The sequence below is a fragment of the Seonamhaeicola sp. MEBiC01930 genome (genome assembly GCF_045277075.1).
Classification (GTDB): domain Bacteria; phylum Bacteroidota; class Bacteroidia; order Flavobacteriales; family Flavobacteriaceae; genus Seonamhaeicola.
Window position 1 is genome coordinate 714,943 of the sequence record NZ_CP104270.1, and the last position, 20,279, is coordinate 735,221.

Annotated in this window: 14 protein-coding genes and 1 tRNA gene; 7 read left to right on the forward strand and 8 right to left on the reverse strand. The window is 34.2% G+C overall.

Going from position 1 to position 20,279, the window contains the following annotated elements; translation table 11 throughout:
* Positions 1–59 precede the first annotated feature (59 nt).
* The 7 genes from N1F78_RS03050 to N1F78_RS03080 form a co-directional block, all read right to left on the reverse strand.
* Entirely contained in the window at positions 60–1,322 is a 1,263-nt protein-coding gene (locus N1F78_RS03050) for an NTP/NDP exchange transporter (protein WP_406684723.1), read from the reverse strand.
* Positions 1,323–1,354: 32 nt separating this feature from the next.
* Positions 1,355–2,107 carry an SDR family oxidoreductase gene (locus tag N1F78_RS03055; protein ID WP_406684724.1) on the reverse strand — a complete coding sequence of 251 codons (753 nt, stop codon included), beginning with the start codon at positions 2,105–2,107 and terminating at the stop codon, positions 1,355–1,357.
* A 57-nt stretch (positions 2,108–2,164) separates the two neighbouring features.
* Positions 2,165–3,583, reverse strand: coding sequence for a sulfatase (locus tag N1F78_RS03060; RefSeq protein WP_406684725.1), 1,419 nt, complete (start codon positions 3,581–3,583; stop codon positions 2,165–2,167).
* A gap of 9 nt (positions 3,584–3,592) precedes the next feature.
* Complete coding sequence (locus N1F78_RS03065) at positions 3,593–6,172, reverse strand: GH116 family glycosyl-hydrolase (protein ID WP_406684726.1); 2,580 nt, start codon at positions 6,170–6,172, stop codon at positions 3,593–3,595.
* A gap of 15 nt (positions 6,173–6,187) precedes the next feature.
* A complete protein-coding gene (locus N1F78_RS03070) occupies positions 6,188–7,780 on the reverse strand; it encodes a sulfatase (RefSeq protein ID WP_406684727.1) in 1,593 nt (530 codons plus the stop codon).
* A 12-nt stretch (positions 7,781–7,792) separates the two neighbouring features.
* Positions 7,793–9,688, reverse strand: a complete 1,896-nt coding sequence (locus tag N1F78_RS03075; RefSeq protein WP_406684728.1) for a glycoside hydrolase family 97 catalytic domain-containing protein — start codon at positions 9,686–9,688, stop codon at positions 7,793–7,795.
* Positions 9,689–10,112: 424 nt separating this feature from the next.
* On the reverse strand, positions 10,113–11,759 hold the full coding sequence (locus tag N1F78_RS03080) for a sodium/sugar symporter (RefSeq protein ID WP_406684729.1): 1,647 nt from the start codon (positions 11,757–11,759) through the stop codon (positions 10,113–10,115).
* Positions 11,760–11,904: 145 nt separating this feature from the next.
* On the opposite strand from N1F78_RS03080, the gene N1F78_RS03085 reads away from it, so the two are divergent.
* From N1F78_RS03085 to N1F78_RS03100, 4 genes are read left to right on the forward strand one after another with little or no spacing between them, the layout of a single operon-like run.
* On the forward strand, positions 11,905–12,897 hold the full coding sequence (locus N1F78_RS03085) for a GntR family transcriptional regulator (protein WP_406684730.1): 993 nt from the start codon (positions 11,905–11,907) through the stop codon (positions 12,895–12,897).
* 7 nt (positions 12,898–12,904) lie between these two features.
* Positions 12,905–13,789 carry an aldose 1-epimerase gene (locus N1F78_RS03090; protein ID WP_406684731.1) on the forward strand — a complete coding sequence of 295 codons (885 nt, stop codon included), beginning with the start codon at positions 12,905–12,907 and terminating at the stop codon, positions 13,787–13,789.
* A gap of 8 nt (positions 13,790–13,797) precedes the next feature.
* The gene (gene galK, locus N1F78_RS03095) at positions 13,798–14,946 is read left to right on the forward strand and encodes a galactokinase (RefSeq protein WP_406684732.1); all 1,149 of its coding nucleotides are present in this window, start codon (positions 13,798–13,800) and stop codon (positions 14,944–14,946) included.
* 20 nt (positions 14,947–14,966) lie between these two features.
* The gene (locus tag N1F78_RS03100) at positions 14,967–15,989 is read left to right on the forward strand and encodes a UDP-glucose--hexose-1-phosphate uridylyltransferase (RefSeq protein WP_406684733.1); all 1,023 of its coding nucleotides are present in this window, start codon (positions 14,967–14,969) and stop codon (positions 15,987–15,989) included.
* Between the two features lie 135 nt (positions 15,990–16,124).
* Here the strand turns inward: N1F78_RS03100 and N1F78_RS03105 are convergent.
* Positions 16,125–16,199 (reverse strand) — tRNA-Pro (locus N1F78_RS03105).
* A 136-nt stretch (positions 16,200–16,335) separates the two neighbouring features.
* Here N1F78_RS03105 and N1F78_RS03110 point away from each other — a divergent pair.
* The 3 genes from N1F78_RS03110 to N1F78_RS03120 are packed head-to-tail and all read left to right on the forward strand — an operon-like array spanning position 16,336 to position 20,165.
* Positions 16,336–18,636, forward strand: a complete 2,301-nt coding sequence (locus tag N1F78_RS03110) for a TonB-dependent receptor family protein (protein WP_406684734.1) — start codon at positions 16,336–16,338, stop codon at positions 18,634–18,636.
* Position 18,637: 1 nt separating this feature from the next.
* Positions 18,638–19,759 (forward strand): PQQ-dependent sugar dehydrogenase, encoded by a 1,122-nt coding sequence (locus tag N1F78_RS03115; protein WP_406684735.1) that lies wholly within the window; start codon positions 18,638–18,640, stop codon positions 19,757–19,759.
* 7 nt (positions 19,760–19,766) lie between these two features.
* Positions 19,767–20,165, forward strand: coding sequence for a c-type cytochrome (locus tag N1F78_RS03120; protein ID WP_406684736.1), 399 nt, complete (start codon positions 19,767–19,769; stop codon positions 20,163–20,165).
* Positions 20,166–20,279 lie beyond the last annotated feature (114 nt).

Sequence of the window (20,279 nt, forward strand, 5' to 3'; positions counted from 1 at the left end):
TTAAAAATCACTAAATAGGTAGTTATAACTAATATTTGGTGTTTTCTCATATGAATCATTTAAAGCTTATCTTCTTGTTCATATCTTCTACCTAACCGTACACCTAAAACACCCCAAATTATGGCTATAGCAGCACCAATCCACAATTTTTCACTTAAACTCAAGTTAAAATATCCATCACCTAAAAATGCTAATGCCCATATCCAAAAAACATCACCTCCCCTATAAATTGCAACATCAATTATTGGTTTCGTTTTGAAACGCGCTTCTTTGCTAACTCCCGTATACAGAATTTCTCTAGCAGGTCTAGTAATAGCATAATTACCTGATTTTCTCAATAATTGAAGGGCCAAAACGAACATCACTGCCGGATTAAGACTCAACAATAAAAGCGTTAACGCAATGAAGAAGGGAACCACAGAAAGTGCTGTAGATAAACCAAACTTACGGGTAATACGATTGGTAAAGAAAATACCTAATAATATTGTTAAGGTATTTACTGCTAAATCAAGTGAGCCCAACAATTCTCTTCGTTCACTTCTAGAATAATCAACTAAAACCTCATTTTGAGCAATGTACAAGAACGAACTTATACCAGAAAACAAGAAAATGAAAAGTGAAATATTAAGCAACTGTCTATTAGTAACTAAATCCTGAAATCCGCTAAAAGGGTTTGGATTCAAATTTCCTTTGGTCGCCTCATGTTTCGATCCTGATTTTTTGCGAACTTTATTTAAAATTGAAATAATGGGAAGCACTAGAATCAAAGACACACTAGTAATTAATAAAACAGTTTCTAACGGTACATTTTTAACTAACAATATCACTAGTAATGGACCCGTAATGGCTCCTACACTAGCTCCTGTATTAATAAAACCGAATACCCTTTTACTTTCTTCTTTAGTGTATGCTTGAGATGTAAAACTCCAAAATGTAGAAATATGAAAAAGAGCAAAAACACTAGTCCAAACATAAAATACTTTTCCCAGTAAACCTGGATTAAAACCTGTTTTGCTTAGAATAAAAATTGAAAAAAAGCTTAACGCAAAAAAAACAAATACTCCAGGTACTAATTTTTGAAGTAAAATTTTAGAGGCAAAAAAATTGTAAACCGATACTGTTATGGTAGAAATCACAAAGGTAAAAGACCATTGAACTGCCAAACTAACATCTCCCCAATCACTTGGGAGCGCATCCCTTACTGGTCTTAAAATCATGTATGACGCCATCAAAATAAAGACAAATAAAAATGACAGTAAAACACCCCGAACCTCAGAAGGCTTTATTTGAGTAAGACTAGTAAATAAGGTTTTTAAATTCATTGTGTTTTTTTAATTATCATTCATTTGATAAATTACCAAGGCAGCTCTTTGCCATTATAATACCAAAAACCACTAGATTGTTCTGGGGTAAGTTCTTCAATTACCTTTTTTAAAAGCGGCATGGACTCTTCGGGCATTAATTTTCCTCGTTCTGTCCCCATATCTGTTTTATTATGCCCAGGCGCAACCGAAACTACAATAAAACCTTTTTTATATAGCTCTCCGTGTAAGGTACTGGTTACCATATTAAGTCCCGCCTTAGAAACCCGGTAACCCCAAGCGCCTCCTCTTGCATTACTAATAATGCTTGAACGCGTAGACATATTGATAATCTTTTTGGTATCTCCCATTTCTAAATTGGGTAATAAGGCCTGAGTAACGAAAATGGGACCCATAGTATTTACGGCAAAACACATTTCTATTTCTTTACGTGTAAGGTTATGAATGTTATCCATCTTAGTACCAATTTTATTCGGTCCAAAATAACCTGCATTGTTAATTAGTATATCAAGTGGTTTTCCTTTTAAAGATTCTGCCAATGCTTCTATACTTTCTTCAGATGTCACATCCAATTGCAAAACTATTGAACCTGTTGCCTTAAGCTCAACTGCTTCACTAGGCTTTCGAGCCGTCCCATATACCGTATAACCATCCTTTATAAATTGTTTACAAAGCTCTAAGCCTAATCCACGATTAGCACCTGTGATTAACACAGACTTATTCGCTTCGGTATTTTGTGCTTGCACAAAACCTGCTATAGAACAAATAAAAATAACCAAGAACATCCCGCGGAGACTAATTGTCTTCATTATAAAGTTTCTAGCTAGCATAATCTTTTTGTTTTAATTAAGGGTTAATGGTTTAGGGTTTTCAACCTTACCCACAGGGCGTGTATTTTTTGTTACTTCTATTTCAAAATTTTGCATAGCCTCTTTTAGTTCTGCAACAATTTTTGGGTGTTGGTCTTTGATGTTTATTTTTTCGGAAATGTCTGTTGATAAATTAAATAGCGACTCTTCTCCTTTAATGATTCGAAGTTTCCAATCTTTCCATCTCACTGCTTCTAAGGTTCCCCAATGCGAGTAGAAAAAATATTCATGCGGACTATTTGCACCTTCTGTAAGTACCGGCAAAATGTCTTTCCCATCTATAATTCGATCATTAGGTAGTTCTGCCTCTATCAATTTTGCGAATGTAGGTAGGATATCCATTGTGGTTATTAGCTCATCAATCTCAATTCCAGCCTTTATTTTATTTGGCCATTTAATTACTGTAGGCATTCTCATTCCTCCTTCTAAAGTTTGTCCTTTACGACCACTCAAAGGTTTGGCAGAACCACCGTTACCGGCTGGACCATTATCACTGGTAAACAATACAATGGTATTATTATCAATTCCTTGTTCTTTTAGGGTTGATAATATTTGTCCTACGGACCAATCAATGTCATAAACAGCTGTAGCATACATAGTTGGTGATAGTTTTTGTTCATTTGTTAAGACCTGTTTGTATTTCTCTTTGATTTCATTGGATGCAGCCCATGGCCTGTGAGGTAGCGGATGAGGAATGTACAGCAAGAAATTCTCATCTTTATGATTCTTTATGAAATCGACTGCCTTATTTGTAATTCTTTTGGTTAAATAATCTGGATTAGGGTTCATTTCTATCACCTTTTCTCCTTCTAACAAAGGAAGAGAAGGAAACTTAAAAACGTGCTGCCTTGGATGTGTTGGAGCGATATCATGACTGTAAGGCAAGCCAAAAAACTCATCAAATCCTTGTTTGGTTGGTAAAAACTCTGGTTGATCTCCTAAATGCCACTTTCCAAACATTCCTGTTCTGTACCCAGCAGTTTTTGCAATTTCTGCTATGGTAACTTCATCTGGATTTAGGCCATTAGCATCAGCCGCTAAACAAACCGGAAATTTTTTTCCTTTCGGAATATTAGGACGATTCACTTCTAAACTAGAAGGTGGCTCCATACTTACTCTTCTAGGATATGAACCCGTCATTAAAGCAGCTCTAGAGGGTGTACATAAGGGAGAAGCCACATAAAAACTGGTCAATTTTGCACCATCCTTAGCCATTTGGTCTATATTAGGTGTGTAAACGTGCTCGCCACCAAAACAGCTCAAATCCCCATAGCCTTGGTCATCGGTGAAGATGATAACTACATTTGGGGTATCTCCTTTAGATTTAGCTTCTTTAAAAAAACCGCAAGAACTCATTAAAACTAAACACCCTAAGATTAAAATGACTCTCATTTTTTATGATTAAAATTTTATATTCAATGTTTCGGAACTATTTATTAATTGTCTCTTTAACTTTTTTGTACCCAAACCATCTAATGAAAAACTATTCAATTCTAATTGTCCTTGAATTACTTTTAAAATAGCCTCATTATTTTTCACCTCACAAGTTCCCCAACTGTAACCATTACTCCAGAAATAGGTTCCAGGTTTAGATGTAAATGACATGGATTTATTAATGGCTGAATAATGGAATTTTGTACTGGCCAAAACACCTGCCCAAGCAATCATACTACGTGCATAATGATGTCCAGCTTCTGCTTCGTTAAACGGACTCCTTTTACGGCCATCATAACGGTCTCTTATATTTCTAATACATTTTAGACCTTCTTCTGTTTGTCCTTCTTGCAACATGCCAATGGCTGCTGTGTATTCAAAACCTGTCATCACTTCAGTATAATAAGGAAATGGTTTTTCTGGTCGTTCATCTGGATAAGCCGCCATAAGCAATGCCGATTCATCACCTAATGCATAAGACCTATGGAAATTAGCATGAGATGTCATGTTCTCAACATAATTGTACTTCATTATGGATTGAAGCGCTGTTTTTATATTTTCTTCTTTGGCCAAATACCCTAATCCTACAAGATGTGAAAAAAACTGACCAACTAATTGATCTACCAAAACACCTTTTCCTAACTGAAAATCGGGAGATGTAAAATCTGTAGCTTTAAGACCTGAGGTAGCACCTATCAACGAGGGCGCTACATTTTTAGCTGACATTGGCGGTTGAATATGTTGTTCATAATATTCACCGTTAAACAAGTTTTCGTCCATCCACTTAGATCCTTTTTTGTAGATTGCTCTACACCTTTTTGCGAATTTATTTTCTCCCAAATAAGTAGCTATTTCCTCAGAAGCTCTTAAAGCTCCTAAATACCAGAATCCCATTTGCGGATTGGGTCCAAAATATTCTACGTCCATGGTGTTGTGTTGTGAACCTTCCATGACACCATCTTTATTGGCATCCCAACCTCCAGGAATCCAACAAAATTCTAATGATTTTTTCACCATGGGCCAATGCTTTTTTAGAAATGCATCATCTCCAGACAATTGCCAATCCCTATAGAATTTCATAATTGCTCCCATTTGTCCATCGGCTGCAGCTTTCCCCCATTTTTGTCCTTCCTCTAAGGGCAAATACACTCTAAAGCTCATTAAGCCTGTTTCATCGGTTGCGTAACCATATTCCACATCACGCATGGTTTTAGCCAACTCTCCAAATAAAAAGGCTGTAGTCTGTTCATAATTCCAAACATGTGTACATGAACCAAAACAAGATCCTCGGTCATCAAAAACACCTTCCCAACCTAATAATTGCCCACTTTTTATACGAAATGCCAATTGAGTTCTTAGATGTGCCAAATTAAAAAGTGCTGATTCTTTTATTTCAAATGGTATATCACTTTTAATTAAGGCATTTACAAATGCTTTTGTTTGATTTTCTAGCATATCTAAGCGCGACAACGTTTTAGAAACGACATCCCATGAATCTTTATATTTAGTAGTATAATAATTGCCAACTGTGGCTTTAATATACTTTTGAAAACCTGGTTTATCCCAAGTTTGCCGGTTAGGAAAGTGCCAAGTAATTAAGAAACGAAAATTCTTTTCTTCACCAGCTTTTAAAGTGGTTTTAACTGCTAATGAGCCTAAAGGTGCATTTGCTTCATCATTTATTCGCTTTTCCAATACACCATCATCGCTAAAATCATCCCAATAATCCAATCTTTTTTTATCCCATCGGCTTACCATCTTTTGCCATGCTGTACGATGGGTTGTTTTTTCTTCGTTTAGCGACACAAAACTCATACTTCCCCATTGCTCACTCTCTGGGTTTACACCCTCTGTAGTGTAATGAATACCTTTTACACCATTATCTTCTCTGTAAGTATTTTTATTGTTTATTGCTTTTCCTCTAGTTCCATCAAATCCAATAAAGTTTTGAATGGTACCAGCTATAGAAATTACAAGATCCTTTTCATTGGTGTTTTTAACAGTATAATTAAGAATAGCCATAGGGATACTGCTGTCATCTATATTCCCCGGAATTAATGGATTGAATGCACCTACCATAACCTCAACAGGCAGGTTATTATCACTCAACAATACTTGACCAAAAGGATAAGCAGCTTTAAATGTTGCATTACCGAATCGCGGCAATCCATGATGATTTGAATTAGCTCCCCACGCCCCTTCATAAGAAGCCTCATCTGGAGGGCCTTCTAATAGTCGGGTTTGTTTTTTGCCATCTCCATCTTCTATATATATAGCAAAGAAGGGGCCTTTTTGCTTTGCCGGCCCTCTATTTTCTAAGGTAGGATTAAAACCCTTTGCCGGACGATTCATAATTTCCCAATCTTCAAAAGAACCGCGCCCTGTTAGTGAAATGGTTCCCGTACCAATACCACCCACAGGCATTTTAATTTTTTGGATATGGTCTTGATCATAAGTTTTCAGTACAGGCCACTGGTTTTGTTGTGAATAACCAACACAAAAAACAAAGCCCATTAATAACTGAAATATTCTTACTTTAAAATTCATTTTCTTTCTATTCTGTTAATTTTTAATGTCACTACCCCACCAATCATCATTAGGTTGCCAATCTTTGCTTAACATTTCTTTTCTATGTTTTTCCAACCGAGGCATGAGTTTCGTTCTATGGTTTTCTAATCGCTTTCTCCTAGCTTCTTTATCCCATTCGAGGTCTTCAGAAGCATAATGTGTATCCATTTCTTTTAACCAATTCATTAATTCTTCTTTCATAGCTAAGGCTAGTGTTCTATTTTCATCAAATTGATTATTCTGTTCTCCTACATCAGCTCTTAAATTATATAATTCTTGATGTTCGTCTTCCCAATAATGTATTAGTTTCCAATTACCTTTTCTAATAATAGAAACAGGTTCTCCTCCTTGGTTTCCATAATGCGGATAGTGCCAATACAAAGGTCTTTCTGCTATTTCCCCTCCATTTAATAATGGTTTCAAACTCACGCCATCTGCATGCTCTTCGGGTTTTAGAGGAATGTTAGCCAAGTCTAAAAGTGTTGGGTACAAATCGGCACCGGATACTGGTGTTTCAATCAAGCCTCCATTTTGCTCCATCCACGGCACATAAATAAAGTATGGTACACGCAGACCTCCTTCCCATTGATAACCTTTACCCCCTCTTAGTTCAAGTTGATTAGTAGAAAAATTATCTCCAGAGGTTACACCTCCATTGTCTGAGGTAAAAACCACAATTGTATTTTTATCTAAGCCATTTTTTTTCAGAGTTTGCAATACACTTCCAACAGCATCATCAACTTGTTCAATCAAACCAGCATAAACGGGATTATCTTGATATTTTCTTGCCGGTAGAATGCGTTCCATTTCAAAACCTTTATCAGCGACTCCCATTTGTTCAGCTTTGTCTCTATACTTTTTCCACTTTTCTTTTGTTGTTTGAATGGGAGAATGCACCGCATAAAAAGACAAGTAGGCTAAAAATGTAGTATCCTTATTTTTTTCAATGAATTTGGAAGTTTCCTTTGCTAATTTCATGGAAAAAGACATACCTTTTTCGTCTTCATAATCTTCCATTTGCGGGTTGTTGAATGGTGAAAAATAGCCTCCGCTGTAGGGACCACCCCGTTCGTAACCGCCTTGGTTAATATCGAAACCATGATTGGTAGGCAAGGATTTATCTGCTTCGCTACCTAAGTGCCATTTACCAGCAAAAAAGGTAGCATACCCATTCTCCTTTAATACTTCGGGTAAGGTTACATCGTCTTGGTCTAAATGGTGTTTATATTCCGGTGGTAATAATTTGGTATGACGATTCTTTTTTTTCCATTCCTGACTTGAGGGGGCACCATCAAATTGCGTAAGTCCGTGTCTTGCTGTAAACTGACCATTTAACAAACTTGCCCTGGACGGACTACAAACAGCACATGTTGCATAACCATTAGTGAAAATATTTCCAGATTTTGCTATAGCATCAATGTTCGATGTTTCATAATACTTACTACCCATAACACTTAAATCAGCATAACCCAAATCGTCTACTACTACAAAAAGAATGTTGGGTTTGGTTACTGCTACAGGCTCTTCTTTTTTAGTTTTGCAAGAAGCTAGTAATATCAGTACTACTAAGTATATTATTTTATTCATAGGTTATAAACTTTATTCCGGTCTAATCCACATGCAATGACCACCACCAGCAACCATTTTAGCTTTTACTATATCACCTTTTTTTGCACTTGTAATTCTAACTTGATATGCTTCTGGATTGGTTTTACTGTTTGTGTTCTTAGTATCTTCATAATAGGTAATAATGTAATTTTCACCTTCTTTTAGAAAATCTAAAGCAATGTCTAGTGTACCTCCTTCATTATGTACCGACCCTATAAACCATTGGTCACCATGACGTCTAGCAGTAGAAATGTATCCATCCATTTTGGCGTGCAATATTTTAGTTTCATCCCATTTACCAACAGGCATTTCTTGGATAAATTCAAATAAATCTTGTTTTTCAGTATAGGCTTCAGGTGCATCTGGAATACATACCAAACCACTAAATATTATTAAAGTCCTTGCTGCTTCTGCTGTAACCGTAGTGTGTAAGGAATTTAATTTTCTTGGACCTTTATCTCTTTCTCCAGCGTTAACGCTTGAAATATCGAAAATACCGTTATTCATATCCAATGGCCCTTGTAATGCATTAATTAATGCCATTCTAATAAATGTTTTTGGCGTAAATGCACGTCTAGAATCTTGTTGTGCATGACAAAACTCTCTTGTGATAGCATTTGGATAAGTCCTTGTAACTCCAGTAAATGGCACGGGTCCATCATGAAAATCAATTAATAAATTACTTTCTGCACTTAATCGTATAGCATCTCTTGTGAATGGTACATTTGAACCCATAAAGCCATATTTAATGCCTTTCATACCTAAAGATTGGTAGTAAGGAAACAACTCTTCATCTCCATAATTACCTTGTCTCCTATCATAATACAACATCAGTTCTACTCCTTTTTCCTCGGCATAGACAGCTACTTTAGCTAGATCTAATTTTTCAGACATGGTAATTTTTCCTGGTTCTACCTTGGTGTACCAAGCATCATCAATGAGGAAATATTCAATATTATTTTCTGCTGCAAAATCTATAAAGCGGAAATAACTTTCGTTGTCTATTCCATAGGTAAACCCATCTTTTGTAGTAAAACCGTGTACCCGCCAATCCCAAAGCGTTTTCCCTGGTTTAATCCAGGAGGCATCTTGAATTTGATTAGGAGCAGCTACATTTAATGGCACTGTATTAGTAAGCAAATCTCCTATTTGGTCTTCTAGTAGTATAAGCCGCCAAGGCGTGACCAAACTATCTTTTTCAGACTTAAATGCATTATTAGAAACCAACATATCTCTTTGTTCATCATAAGTAAAATTAATAACCTTAAAACCGGGAGCACTTATTAAATCTGACTCCAATAGTGATAAAAAGTTCTTTTGCTGATTTTCTACAACTAAAGGCATCTTAATTTTATAGGCTTTTCCATTTTCCTGAGGTTTTCCTAAATTGGATATTGCAACAGGCCCATAGGGTTGTCCTTCTCCCGCCGGTGAATAAACTTTATTGGATGATGACATACCATATTCTATAAAAAAGGAAGGATTTAAATCAACCGAAATATCATCTGCCTTAAAACGGAAAGCAACGCCTCTATTATAAGCTCTTATCAGAAGCGTTGCATGTGTACCTTCATAATTTAGCGACACTTCCATTTCTCTATAATGGTTTTCAATTTCACTAAACTGGCCCCAAACAGGTTTCCATGTTGTGTTAACTTCATTAATTTTTGAATCTATCACCTCTACTTTTACATCTTGCAGAATGGAAATTTCAGAATTTAAAATGAGATCTGTTTCTCCATTATAAAGATTATACTTTATTTTATTTTCAAAATTACTAAGCTCAACAAAAACCTCTCCATTTGGAGAAGATAATTCCATTTTTTCCACCTTGGAACAACTGCAAAAAGCAATAACATAAATTAAAACTAATACGGTTTTTTTCATTTTTTTAGCCAATTTAATTTAGACAGGAAAAAGATAGTCTTTGAAATATACTTTTCAGTATAATTATTGCTCAAATCCTACCACTTATGATTCAAAAACTAATGAGAATTAACTAACCAAAACTTAAATACTAATTTTAAGAATATTATTTTATTCAGCTAGTGGCTCTGGCTTTTTTCTAAAGCCTGCTGATTTATTCTTTTTTCTAATTCTGAAAACACTTCTTTACATAAATGTGTTTGCTTAAGCTGTATTTTAAGTTAAATAATTAGGAGAGACTGTTTACCCCTAAGATGTAATTTTCAGCCTTTTTGCAGAACAACAAAATTATTGAGCAACCAATGAAGCATGAAACTAATGGCTTCATGCGTTCAAAAGACACATCATTAAGAAAAACTTTTAAAAAAAATAGCCTAAAACGCTTTTACCAAAAAACAGCATACAAAGCCGCAAGAATTAACATTATTGCAAACGCACCAACGTTAAATAAAGGCGATGTTTTAAATAATTGTTTTGTAATTACAATACCTTTTTCATCATTAGCACCTTTATGTTGCTTATAACTATACACTATTATAACAAGCATAGTTAACAATAAAGTATACCCCATTTGATCCATAAAAGGCACATCTACAAAAATAGGAGATGTAGACCAACCCTTTGGGGCAATCTTGAAATAAAGCGCTATAGGTATTGACACTAAAGCTCCAACTATAGCAGCCTTATTTGTTGTTTTCTTCCAGAATAAACCTAATAAAAACACAGCCAAAATACCTGGACTCACTATACCCGTATATTCTTGAATAAACTGAAAAGCCTGATCAATACCCCCTAAAAGCGGTGCCATTATACATGCAATAACTAATGCAACAGCCGCAGAAATTCTTCCTGTATTTACGGTTGTTTTATCATCAGCATTCTTATTAATATATTGCTTATAAATATCCATTGTAAAAATGGTTGATGTAGAATTTAACATTGACGCTAAAGAAGATACAATAGCAGCCGCTAAGGCAGCAAACGCAACCCCCTTCAACCCAACTGGTAAAAATTGAAGCAACCATGGATAGGCATTATCTTTAACCTCAAGAGGTGAGTTCTGTAAGGCTATTTCGCCCAATCCAGCCATCAATTCTGGATCGTTAATAATAACATATGCTGCAATACCAGGTATCACAACTATTAATGGTATTAATAATTTAAGAAAGGCTGCAAATAAAATTCCCTTCTGAGATTCTTTTAATGATTTGGCCGCTAAAGTTCTTTGAATAATATATTGATTGAATCCCCAATAGTATAAATTTGCAACCCACATACCACCAACTAACACTGCAATACCAGGTAAATTTTTATATTCTGGATGTGATTGATCCAAAATCATTTCAAACCGCTCTGGAACAGCTTCATAGACCTTTGTTAACCCAGCCATAAATCCTTCTCCTCCAGAAACCGTATTTAATGCCAAATAGGTTGTTACCAAACCACCCAAAACAAGAAAGATTACTTGTATAACATCTGTCCATGCAACAGCAGATAAGCCTCCATATAAAGAATAGGCCGCTGCAAATAAAGCTAGCCCAATAATTCCATAAATTAGAGGAACCCCCATTATTGTTTGTAAAGCTAATGCGCCTAGATAAAGAACAGAGGCCAAATTAACAAACACATATAAACCAATCCAGAATACAGCTAAAATGGTCTTTAAGTTTGTAGAAAAACGCTTTTCAACAAATTCAGGTATGGTATAAAGTCCCTTTTCAATGAAAATAGGTAAAAAGTATTTACCTACTATAATTAAAGTTAGGGCAGACATCCATTCATAAGATGCAATAGCCAAACCAGATGCAAAACCAGAACCAGACATCCCAATAAACTGTTCAGCAGAAATATTAGCCGCAATTAAAGACGCTCCAATAGCCCACCATGGCAAAGACTTACTTGCCAGGAAATAATCTTCAGCATTTTTTTGATGTCCTTTTTTATCTCTAGACACCCATAACCCTACTCCTAAAATTAATATTGCATAGGTTATAAAAACCACATAGTCCCAAATATCAAATCCAGCTGTCATAATAAATTATTTAGTTATTAGTTGGTGTAAATCAGGTCAAATATAGAAATTATATAACACAAAGCATCAAATTATTGACAAAAAAAAAAACTAGTAGGGTCTGGTATGTTTTTATTTGAATTTTATACATATATTTGCTTACAATATGATTAAAATTAAAAGCAACATAGGCATCCCAAAGTACAAGCAGATTATTAACTCTGTTGAAGAGTTAATAATTTCTGGCAGGTTAAAAAAGGGAGATCAAATACCTTCCATTAACCATATAAAAAAACAACACAACCTTTCCAGAGACACTGTTCTAACTGCTTTTAATGAACTTAAAAACAGAGGGATTATTCAATCTGTTGTTGGTAAAGGCTATTACATTTCCAGTGAGAACATTAGTGTTACCCAAAAAATATTTCTATTGTTTGACGAACTAAATTCATTTAAAGAAGATTTATACAATTCGTTCTTAGAAAACCTTGGAAGTGATATACAGGTAGATATTTATTTTCATCATTTTAACCGCAGTAGTTTTAGCAAATTAATATTGGAAAATATTGGTGATTATAATTACTATGTTATTATGCCCGCTAATTTAGAGCAAACTAATAATGACATTAAAAATTTACCCAATGAAAAGGTTTATATTTTAGACCAGATTCATGACGATTTATTAGAATATCCTGCCATCTATCAAAATTTCAAGAATGCACTTTTGAACAATTTAAATGAAGCAAAACATCTTATAGAAAAATATAAGAATTTGTTTTTTGTTAATACTAGCAACAAACAACCTCAGGGTATACTAACTGGGTTTTCAGAGTTTTGTAAAACAAACAATTTTGAACATGCAATTTTAAACACTCTAAAAGACCGCATTCCAGACACCGGGGATTTATACATCATTCCAGATGATAAAAATCTTTTGAGAATAATCAAAAAAGCAAGAGAGTCTCAACTCTGTCTTGGTAAGGATATTGGTATAATTTCATACAACGACACTTTACTTAAAGAAATTGTTGAAGGTGGTATCACAACTATTTCTACAGATTTTAACGCTATGGGAAAACGTCTTGCCGAAATGATTTTAAATAAAGAAAATGCTCAAATTGAAAACCCAAATAGCTTAATTATTAGAAACTCTTTATAGCCCGTAAATGTATAGTATTAATCAAAATAAGAAATTAAACACTTTAGAAATTGAAAACCCAAATCACCAACTGTATGCTAAAATTTGCTTAGATAAAGGAGCCTGCTTATTTGAACTTACTCTAAGTGGACATGAAATTATAAAAGATTTATCACCGTTAGACTATGCAAACACATATGCTTCCTCTATACTATTCCCATTTGCAAATAGAATAAAAGATGGAAAGTACTCCTTTGAAAATAAAGCCTATCAATTTGAAATAAATGAACCTGATAATAACAATGCCTTACACGGTTTGGTATTCAATAAAACATTTGAAATTGTCAACATAAAGACAAATAAGGATTCGGCTTCAATCAAATTAGAATATAATGAAACTAATAAATGTAACGCGTTTCCATACACCTATAATATTCAGTTAGAATACATTTTCAGTAAAGAAAATTTTGATTTAAATGTAACCGTTAAAAATACGGATATTAAAAAATTTCCATTTACAGTGGGGTGGCATCCATACTTTGTAAGTAACAATTTATTTGATAGTTCTATTGAATTTAATAGCTCAAAAAAAATTGTTTTAGATAATCGATGTATTACTACTGGTATAACTGACACAGCAACACAAGAACCAATTAAAATAGGCAACCAACAACTAGATGATTGTTGGATTTTAAATTCAGATAAAGTTGTTTTTAAAACACCTAAATACAACTTAACATTCAATGCAACTGGAGATAATAATTTCTTACAAATTTACACACCTCCAAAGGAAAACACCATTGCCATTGAACCAACAACTGGAGTCTCTGATAGTTTCAATAATGAAATAGGCTTACAAGTATTAAAAGCAAATGACTCTTACAATATAACATGGTGTTTAAAAATAGATTAAAAACAAGCATGAACACGAAGCTAATAAACGAGGTAAAAGAGTTTTACATTACAGAGTTCAACACTAAACCTTTTCTAATCTTTTCACCAGGCAGAATAAATATAATAGGAGAACACACTGATTATAATGACGGTTTTGTATTTCCAGCAGCAATAGATAAAGGTATTGCAGCAGCTTTTCAAAAGAGCAATTCTGGAATTTCAACCGCCTATGCCTTAGATATGAATAGTAAGGTTGAGTTTAAACTTGATGAATTAAAACCATTAAAAGAAGGTAGTTGGGAAAATTATGTTTTTGGTGTTATTGCCGAAATTAAAAACAGAAATAAAGTAGTTGACAACTTCAATATTGTATTTAAAGGTAATATTCCTAGTGGGGCCGGCATGTCTTCTTCAGCTGCACTAGAAAACAGTATTGTCTTTGGTCTAAATGAATTATTTGATTTAGGTTTCACAAAAGAAGAAATGATTTTTATTTCGCAAAAAGCAGAACACAATTACGTTGGAGTAAATTGCGGTATTATGGACCAATATGCAAGTATGTTTGGTGTTAAGGATCATGCATTATTACTAGATTGCAGGACCATAAAAGCGAAACCCTTTAAGATTGAATTTAAAAATCATGAATTACTTTTAATAAATACAAATGTAAAACACAGTTTATCTGATAGCGCTTATAATGACAGACGTTCAGCCTGTGAAAATATCGCGAAAATTTTACACGTAAGTGCTTTACGCGATGCTACAGAAGATGACTTAGAATCAATAAAAGACGAGGTTACACCGGCTAATTATCAAAAAGCACTTTACGTTATTCAAGAAAATGCAAGAGCCAAAAAAGCGTCGAAGGCCATGGAACAAAATGACATTGAAAAGCTTGGTGATTTAATTTACTGCTCTCATAAAGGACTTTCAGAACAGTATAAAGTAAGCTGCGATGAGCTTGATTTTCTGGTAGAAAAAGCTAAGGAAAGTGGTTATGTTATTGGAGCTAGAATGATGGGTGGTGGTTTTGGAGGCTGCACAATTAATTTAATTGAAAAAGGTAAGGCTGAAATGTTTGAAGCATCAGTTTCAAAGGCCTACAAAGAAAAATTTAATAAAGATTGTTCCGTTTATTTTGTAAAGCTTGCAGATGGAACCCACCTAGTAAAATAGTGAATTATAACACCAATAAAATGAATACCAATCTACAAGATTACTCTCATAAGCGCTTCAATATATTAACCGGGGAATGGGTTTTAGTATCACCCCACAGAGCAAAAAGACCTTGGCAAGGACAAAATGAGGCCATCTCTGATGCCGTAAGACCCTCACATGATGAAAATTGCTATTTGTGTTCTGGAAATACAAGGATAAATGGCGAAACTAATCCAAAATACGAAGACGTTTTTATATTCACCAACGATTTTGCTGCATTACAAAAAGAATCACCAGACTTTTCATTTGAAGATGGCTTATTATTTGCACAAAGTGAAAAAGGAATCTGTAAGGTAGTCTGTTTCAGTCCTGATCACTCAAAGAGTTTGGCAGATATGACCCCAATTGAGATTCAAAAAGTAGTTTTCGCATGGCAAAAAGAATTTAAAGAACTAGGTGATGATGCCCTCATTAATTATGTTCAAATTTTTGAAAATAAAGGCGCCGTTATGGGCTGTAGCAACCCCCACCCTCATGGGCAAATATGGAGTCAATCTACACTTCCAAACGAAGTAGATAAAAAAAACACCCAACAGTTAGCTTATTTCAAAAAGAAAAACTCCAGTCTTTTAGGAGATTATTTAAATCAAGAATTAGAGAAAAACGAACGGATAATTTTTCAGAATGATTCTTTTGTGGTCTTGGTTCCTTTTTGGGCAATTTGGCCATTTGAAACTATGATTATACCAAAAAAACATTACAAGGATATTCTACAAATTTCTAAAAAAGAAAGCTTGGACTTTGCTGAAGCCATTTCAGTAATAACCAAAGCTTATGATGCTTTATTTTCATGTTCGTTTCCATATTCAAGCGGCATACATCAAGCACCTACTAATAACAAAGACAACAGTCATTGGCATTGGCATATGAGTTTTTACCCTCCTCTTTTAAGAAGTGCAACAGTAAAAAAGTTTATGGTAGGCTATGAAATGTTTGGTTCACCACAACGCGATATTACAGCAGAACAAGCTGCTAATAGATTGAGAGATTTAGCTGTATAACTTTTTAGCAGAAAAAGCACTACTTTATTTATGCACCTTTTTATTTAGAACGCGACACTATATTCAGCACCAAGTTAAATACCCAAAAACAAAAAACACCGATAATTAAATAACTATCAGTGTTTTTTAAATTTGTCGGGGTGGCAGGATTCGAACCTGCGACCTCCGCGTCCCAAACGCGGCGCGATAACCGGGCTACGCTACACCCCGATAATGGTTATCCATAACGGGATGCAAATATACTTTTTTTTCTTTACTACAAAGGCTCTAATGAAAAAAATATTTATCTATAAATTAGGCAGAAATTCAATACTTTTAGTTACTAATTAATTATAATTAAATATCGGTGCTAATACTTAAAAAGAGAGCTTCTATTTTTTTGATTTTTAGTTGTATTATCTGTTTTTCTCAAACTGAAATAACTGGAACCATTATTGACATTGATAACAACATAAAAATACCCTCTGTTGAAATAACGAACAACAAAACATTAACCTCTGTATATTCAAACCAAAATGGGTCATTTCAAATAATCGAATCTGGCACATATTCCTTTAAAAAAACAGGATATATAGAAAAACTGGTATACCTAAAAACTGGCTCAAATTATATAATTCAATTAAGTTTAAACCCAAATAGACTAAATGAAGTTATAATAGCAGGTCATCACATTCCAAACAGGCTCAAAAAAACCACCGCCTCCATAGCACTTATTTCTACAAAAGATATTGAGCGCTCAAACAACGTTAATTATAATACCGTTTTTAACAGAATCCCGGGGGTTTTTATGCAAAGTGGAGCACTTAACACTAACAGAATTACCATTAGAGGAATTGGATCTAGAAATTTATTTGGAACTTCTAAGATTAGAGCCTATTTCAAAGATATACCCTTAACCAATGGCAGCGGAGAGACTACTATTGAAGATTTTGAATTGGGAAACATATCACGTATAGAAATCAACAAAGGTGCTGTTTCAAGTATTTATGGAGCTGGATTAGGAGGTACCATTCAACTAATTCCCCACACTCCAGAATTCAGTAATCAAAACATAAAAAATGACTATACCTTTGGGTCCTTTGGTTTAATAAAAAACCTAACTAGTATAAATTTAAGCTCAAAAAGAAATGGTTTTCAAGCCATTTACAGTAACACAAATTCTGATGGTTATAGAGATAACAACGAATATAAAAGACAGACCTTCACTTTAAACTCCAATCACTTTATTGATAATAGAAACGAACTTTCTTTCTTAGCAAGTTATGTTGACTTAAAAGCTTTTATACCTAGTTCTTTAAACGAAGACAACTACTTGAATAATCCTAAGGCTGCCGCTTTTACCTGGAATAGCACCAAAGGTTTTGAAGACACTCAAAGAGGCATTTTTGGCTTATCATGGAACCACACATACTCAAATAACCTCAAACAATCAACCAGTATTTTTACATCTTTTAAAGATAATTACGAACCAAGACCGTTTAACATCTTATCTGAAAACATATTTGCCTCTGGACTAAGAAGCAGACTATTAGGTTCCACCGAGCTTTTTAAAAAACCAGTAAACTGGACTCTAGGAGGTGAACTTTTTAGAGACATTTATAAGCACGAAACCTTTGAAAATTTATATCAAGAATTTCCGCCAGAAACAGGAAGTGTAAAAGGAGACCGATTATCAGACTATAAAGAAATAAGAAGTTATTATAATTTGTTTTTTGAAACCAACCACGAACTCTCAGAAAAAACCACACTTTCAATTGGATTAAACTTAAATAAAACATCATACGATTTAGAGGATAGATTCTCCATTTCTGAAGAAAACCAAGACCAGTCTGGTAATTTTGAATTTAAAAGCATTTTATCTCCAAAATTTGGTATTTCTCATCAACTAACCAGAAACATGAACTATTTTGCTAGCCTGAGCCATGGCTTCTCTCCTATTTCTCTAAATGAAACCTTACTTCCAGATGGACAAATAAACACCAACTTAAAGCCAGAAACCGGTTGGAATTTTGAATTAGGAACCCGAGGCACAACTGCCAATAGCCGTTTGCAATATAGCATCTCTTTTTATAGATTAAACATTAAAAATCTTATAGTGTCAAGACGGATTGACCAAGACCAATTTATTGGAATCAACGCTGGAAAGACACAACATGATGGTTTAGAAACTAGTCTAGATTACCAATTAGTATCTACTAAATCTCTTAAACTAAACATTTCAACGAGCTTCTCCTTAAACAACTACAAGTTCAAAGAATTTATTGATAATGAGAACAACTATTCAAATAATGATTTAACTGGAGTTCCTTCAGAAGTTTTTAATACCATAATTGATTTTGATTCAGAACTCGGTTTATACGGAAACCTCAACTTTCAGCATGTTGGTGAAATACCAATAACCGATAGTAACAACTTGTATTCAGCAAGTTACAACTTATTAAATGGTAAATTCGGCTTCCGGAGAAATCTTAATAAAAATATAAAATTGAATATTTTTATAGGTTTAAATAATATCTTTGATACACATTATGCCTCCCAAATTCTGATAAATGCCTCAAGTTTTGGAGGAAACGCACCTAGATATTATTATCCAGGAAACCCTGTTAATTATTACAGTGGAATCAACTTAATCTATTCTTTCAATTAGCATGAAAAAATTCAGTATAGTATTAATAGCTTTTATAACATGCGCCACTTGCGCTCAACAAATAGAATCTGAAGTAAAGGCAGAAGATCCTATTAACATAAATTACACCACCCAAATGTTTGTTCCAGATTTAGATATTCCATGGGGCATGACTTTTTTACCAGACGGAAGTTTACTAATTACTGAAAAATCAGGTGAATTAATTCATTTTAAGAACGGTAAAAAAATTAATATTGAAGGCACTCCAGAAATTTATGTGTGGGGTCAGGGAGGATTTATGGATATCAAATTACACCCTAATTACTCTAATAATGGATGGATTTATATAACGCATGCTTCTTCTGAAGGTAGCGGAGAAGGTGGGAATACTGCTCTTATAAGGGGAAAACTTGATGGAAGTAAACTTACAGACCTTGAAGTGCTTTATAAAGCAGAACCAAACACTAAAAAGGGGCAACATTGGGGGTCTAGAATTGAATTTGACAATGAGGGTTTCCTGTATTTTTCAGTAGGTGACCGCGGAAACCGAAATGTAAACCCTCAAGATATAACCAGAGATGGTGGCAAAATCTACAGATTGAATGATGATGGCAGCATCCCTGAAGACAACCCATTTGTTGGTACAAACAATGCTAAAACTGCTATTTTTAGTTTTGGCCACAGAAACCCTCAAGGTATGGTAAAGCACCCCTATACAGGTTCAATTTGGGTAAATGAGCATGGACCAAAAGGAGGTGATGAAATTAATATTGTTGAAAAGGGAAAAAATTATGGATGGCCAGTAATCTCTTATGGTGTAAATTACAGTGGAACACCTTTTACTGATATTACCGAAAAAGATGGCATGGAACAACCGTTTTTCTATTGGGTTCCATCTATTGCCCCAAGCGGAATGACAATAGTCTCCTCTGAAAAGTATCCTAATTGGAAAGGCAATATACTTGTAGGGTCTTTAAAATTTAAATATCTTGAACGCCTAATTATTGAAAACAACAAGGTTATAAAACGAGAAAAGCTATTTGAAGGTTTAGGTAGAATAAGAAACGTTATTCAAGCACCTGATAATTACATTTATGTAGCCGTTGAAAACCATGGAATAATCAAAATTGTCCCAGAAAATTAAAACCAAAATGAAAAAAACCTATTTATTAAGTGCATTTACCTGTTTATTAATAACTTTCACATCTGCCCAAAACAACATAGAGTCAAGCATTGAAATGGGCAAAGAAATTTATACAGATTTTTGCGTTGTTTGTCATATGCCTAATGGAGAAGGTATGGCAAAAGTATTTCCACCATTAGCTAAATCTGATTACTTAATGAAAAACAGAGAAGCCAGTATAAAGGGCATTAAATATGGGCAATCGGGTGAAATTGTTGTAAATGGAGTAACCTATAACAGTGCCATGTCCGCAATGGGTTTGAGTAATAAGGAAATTGCTGATGTTATGAATTACATCACCAATAGTTGGGGGAATAAAAATGAAAAAATGGTTACTGAAGAGGAGGTTTCTAACATAAAAAAATAACTACACATAGCTTGTAGTTTAAATGTTATATAAACTTAAAGCACTTAAAACACATATTTATTTCATTATTCGTAACAAAACACTGTTAATTCTAAAAAATCTAATAATTAATTT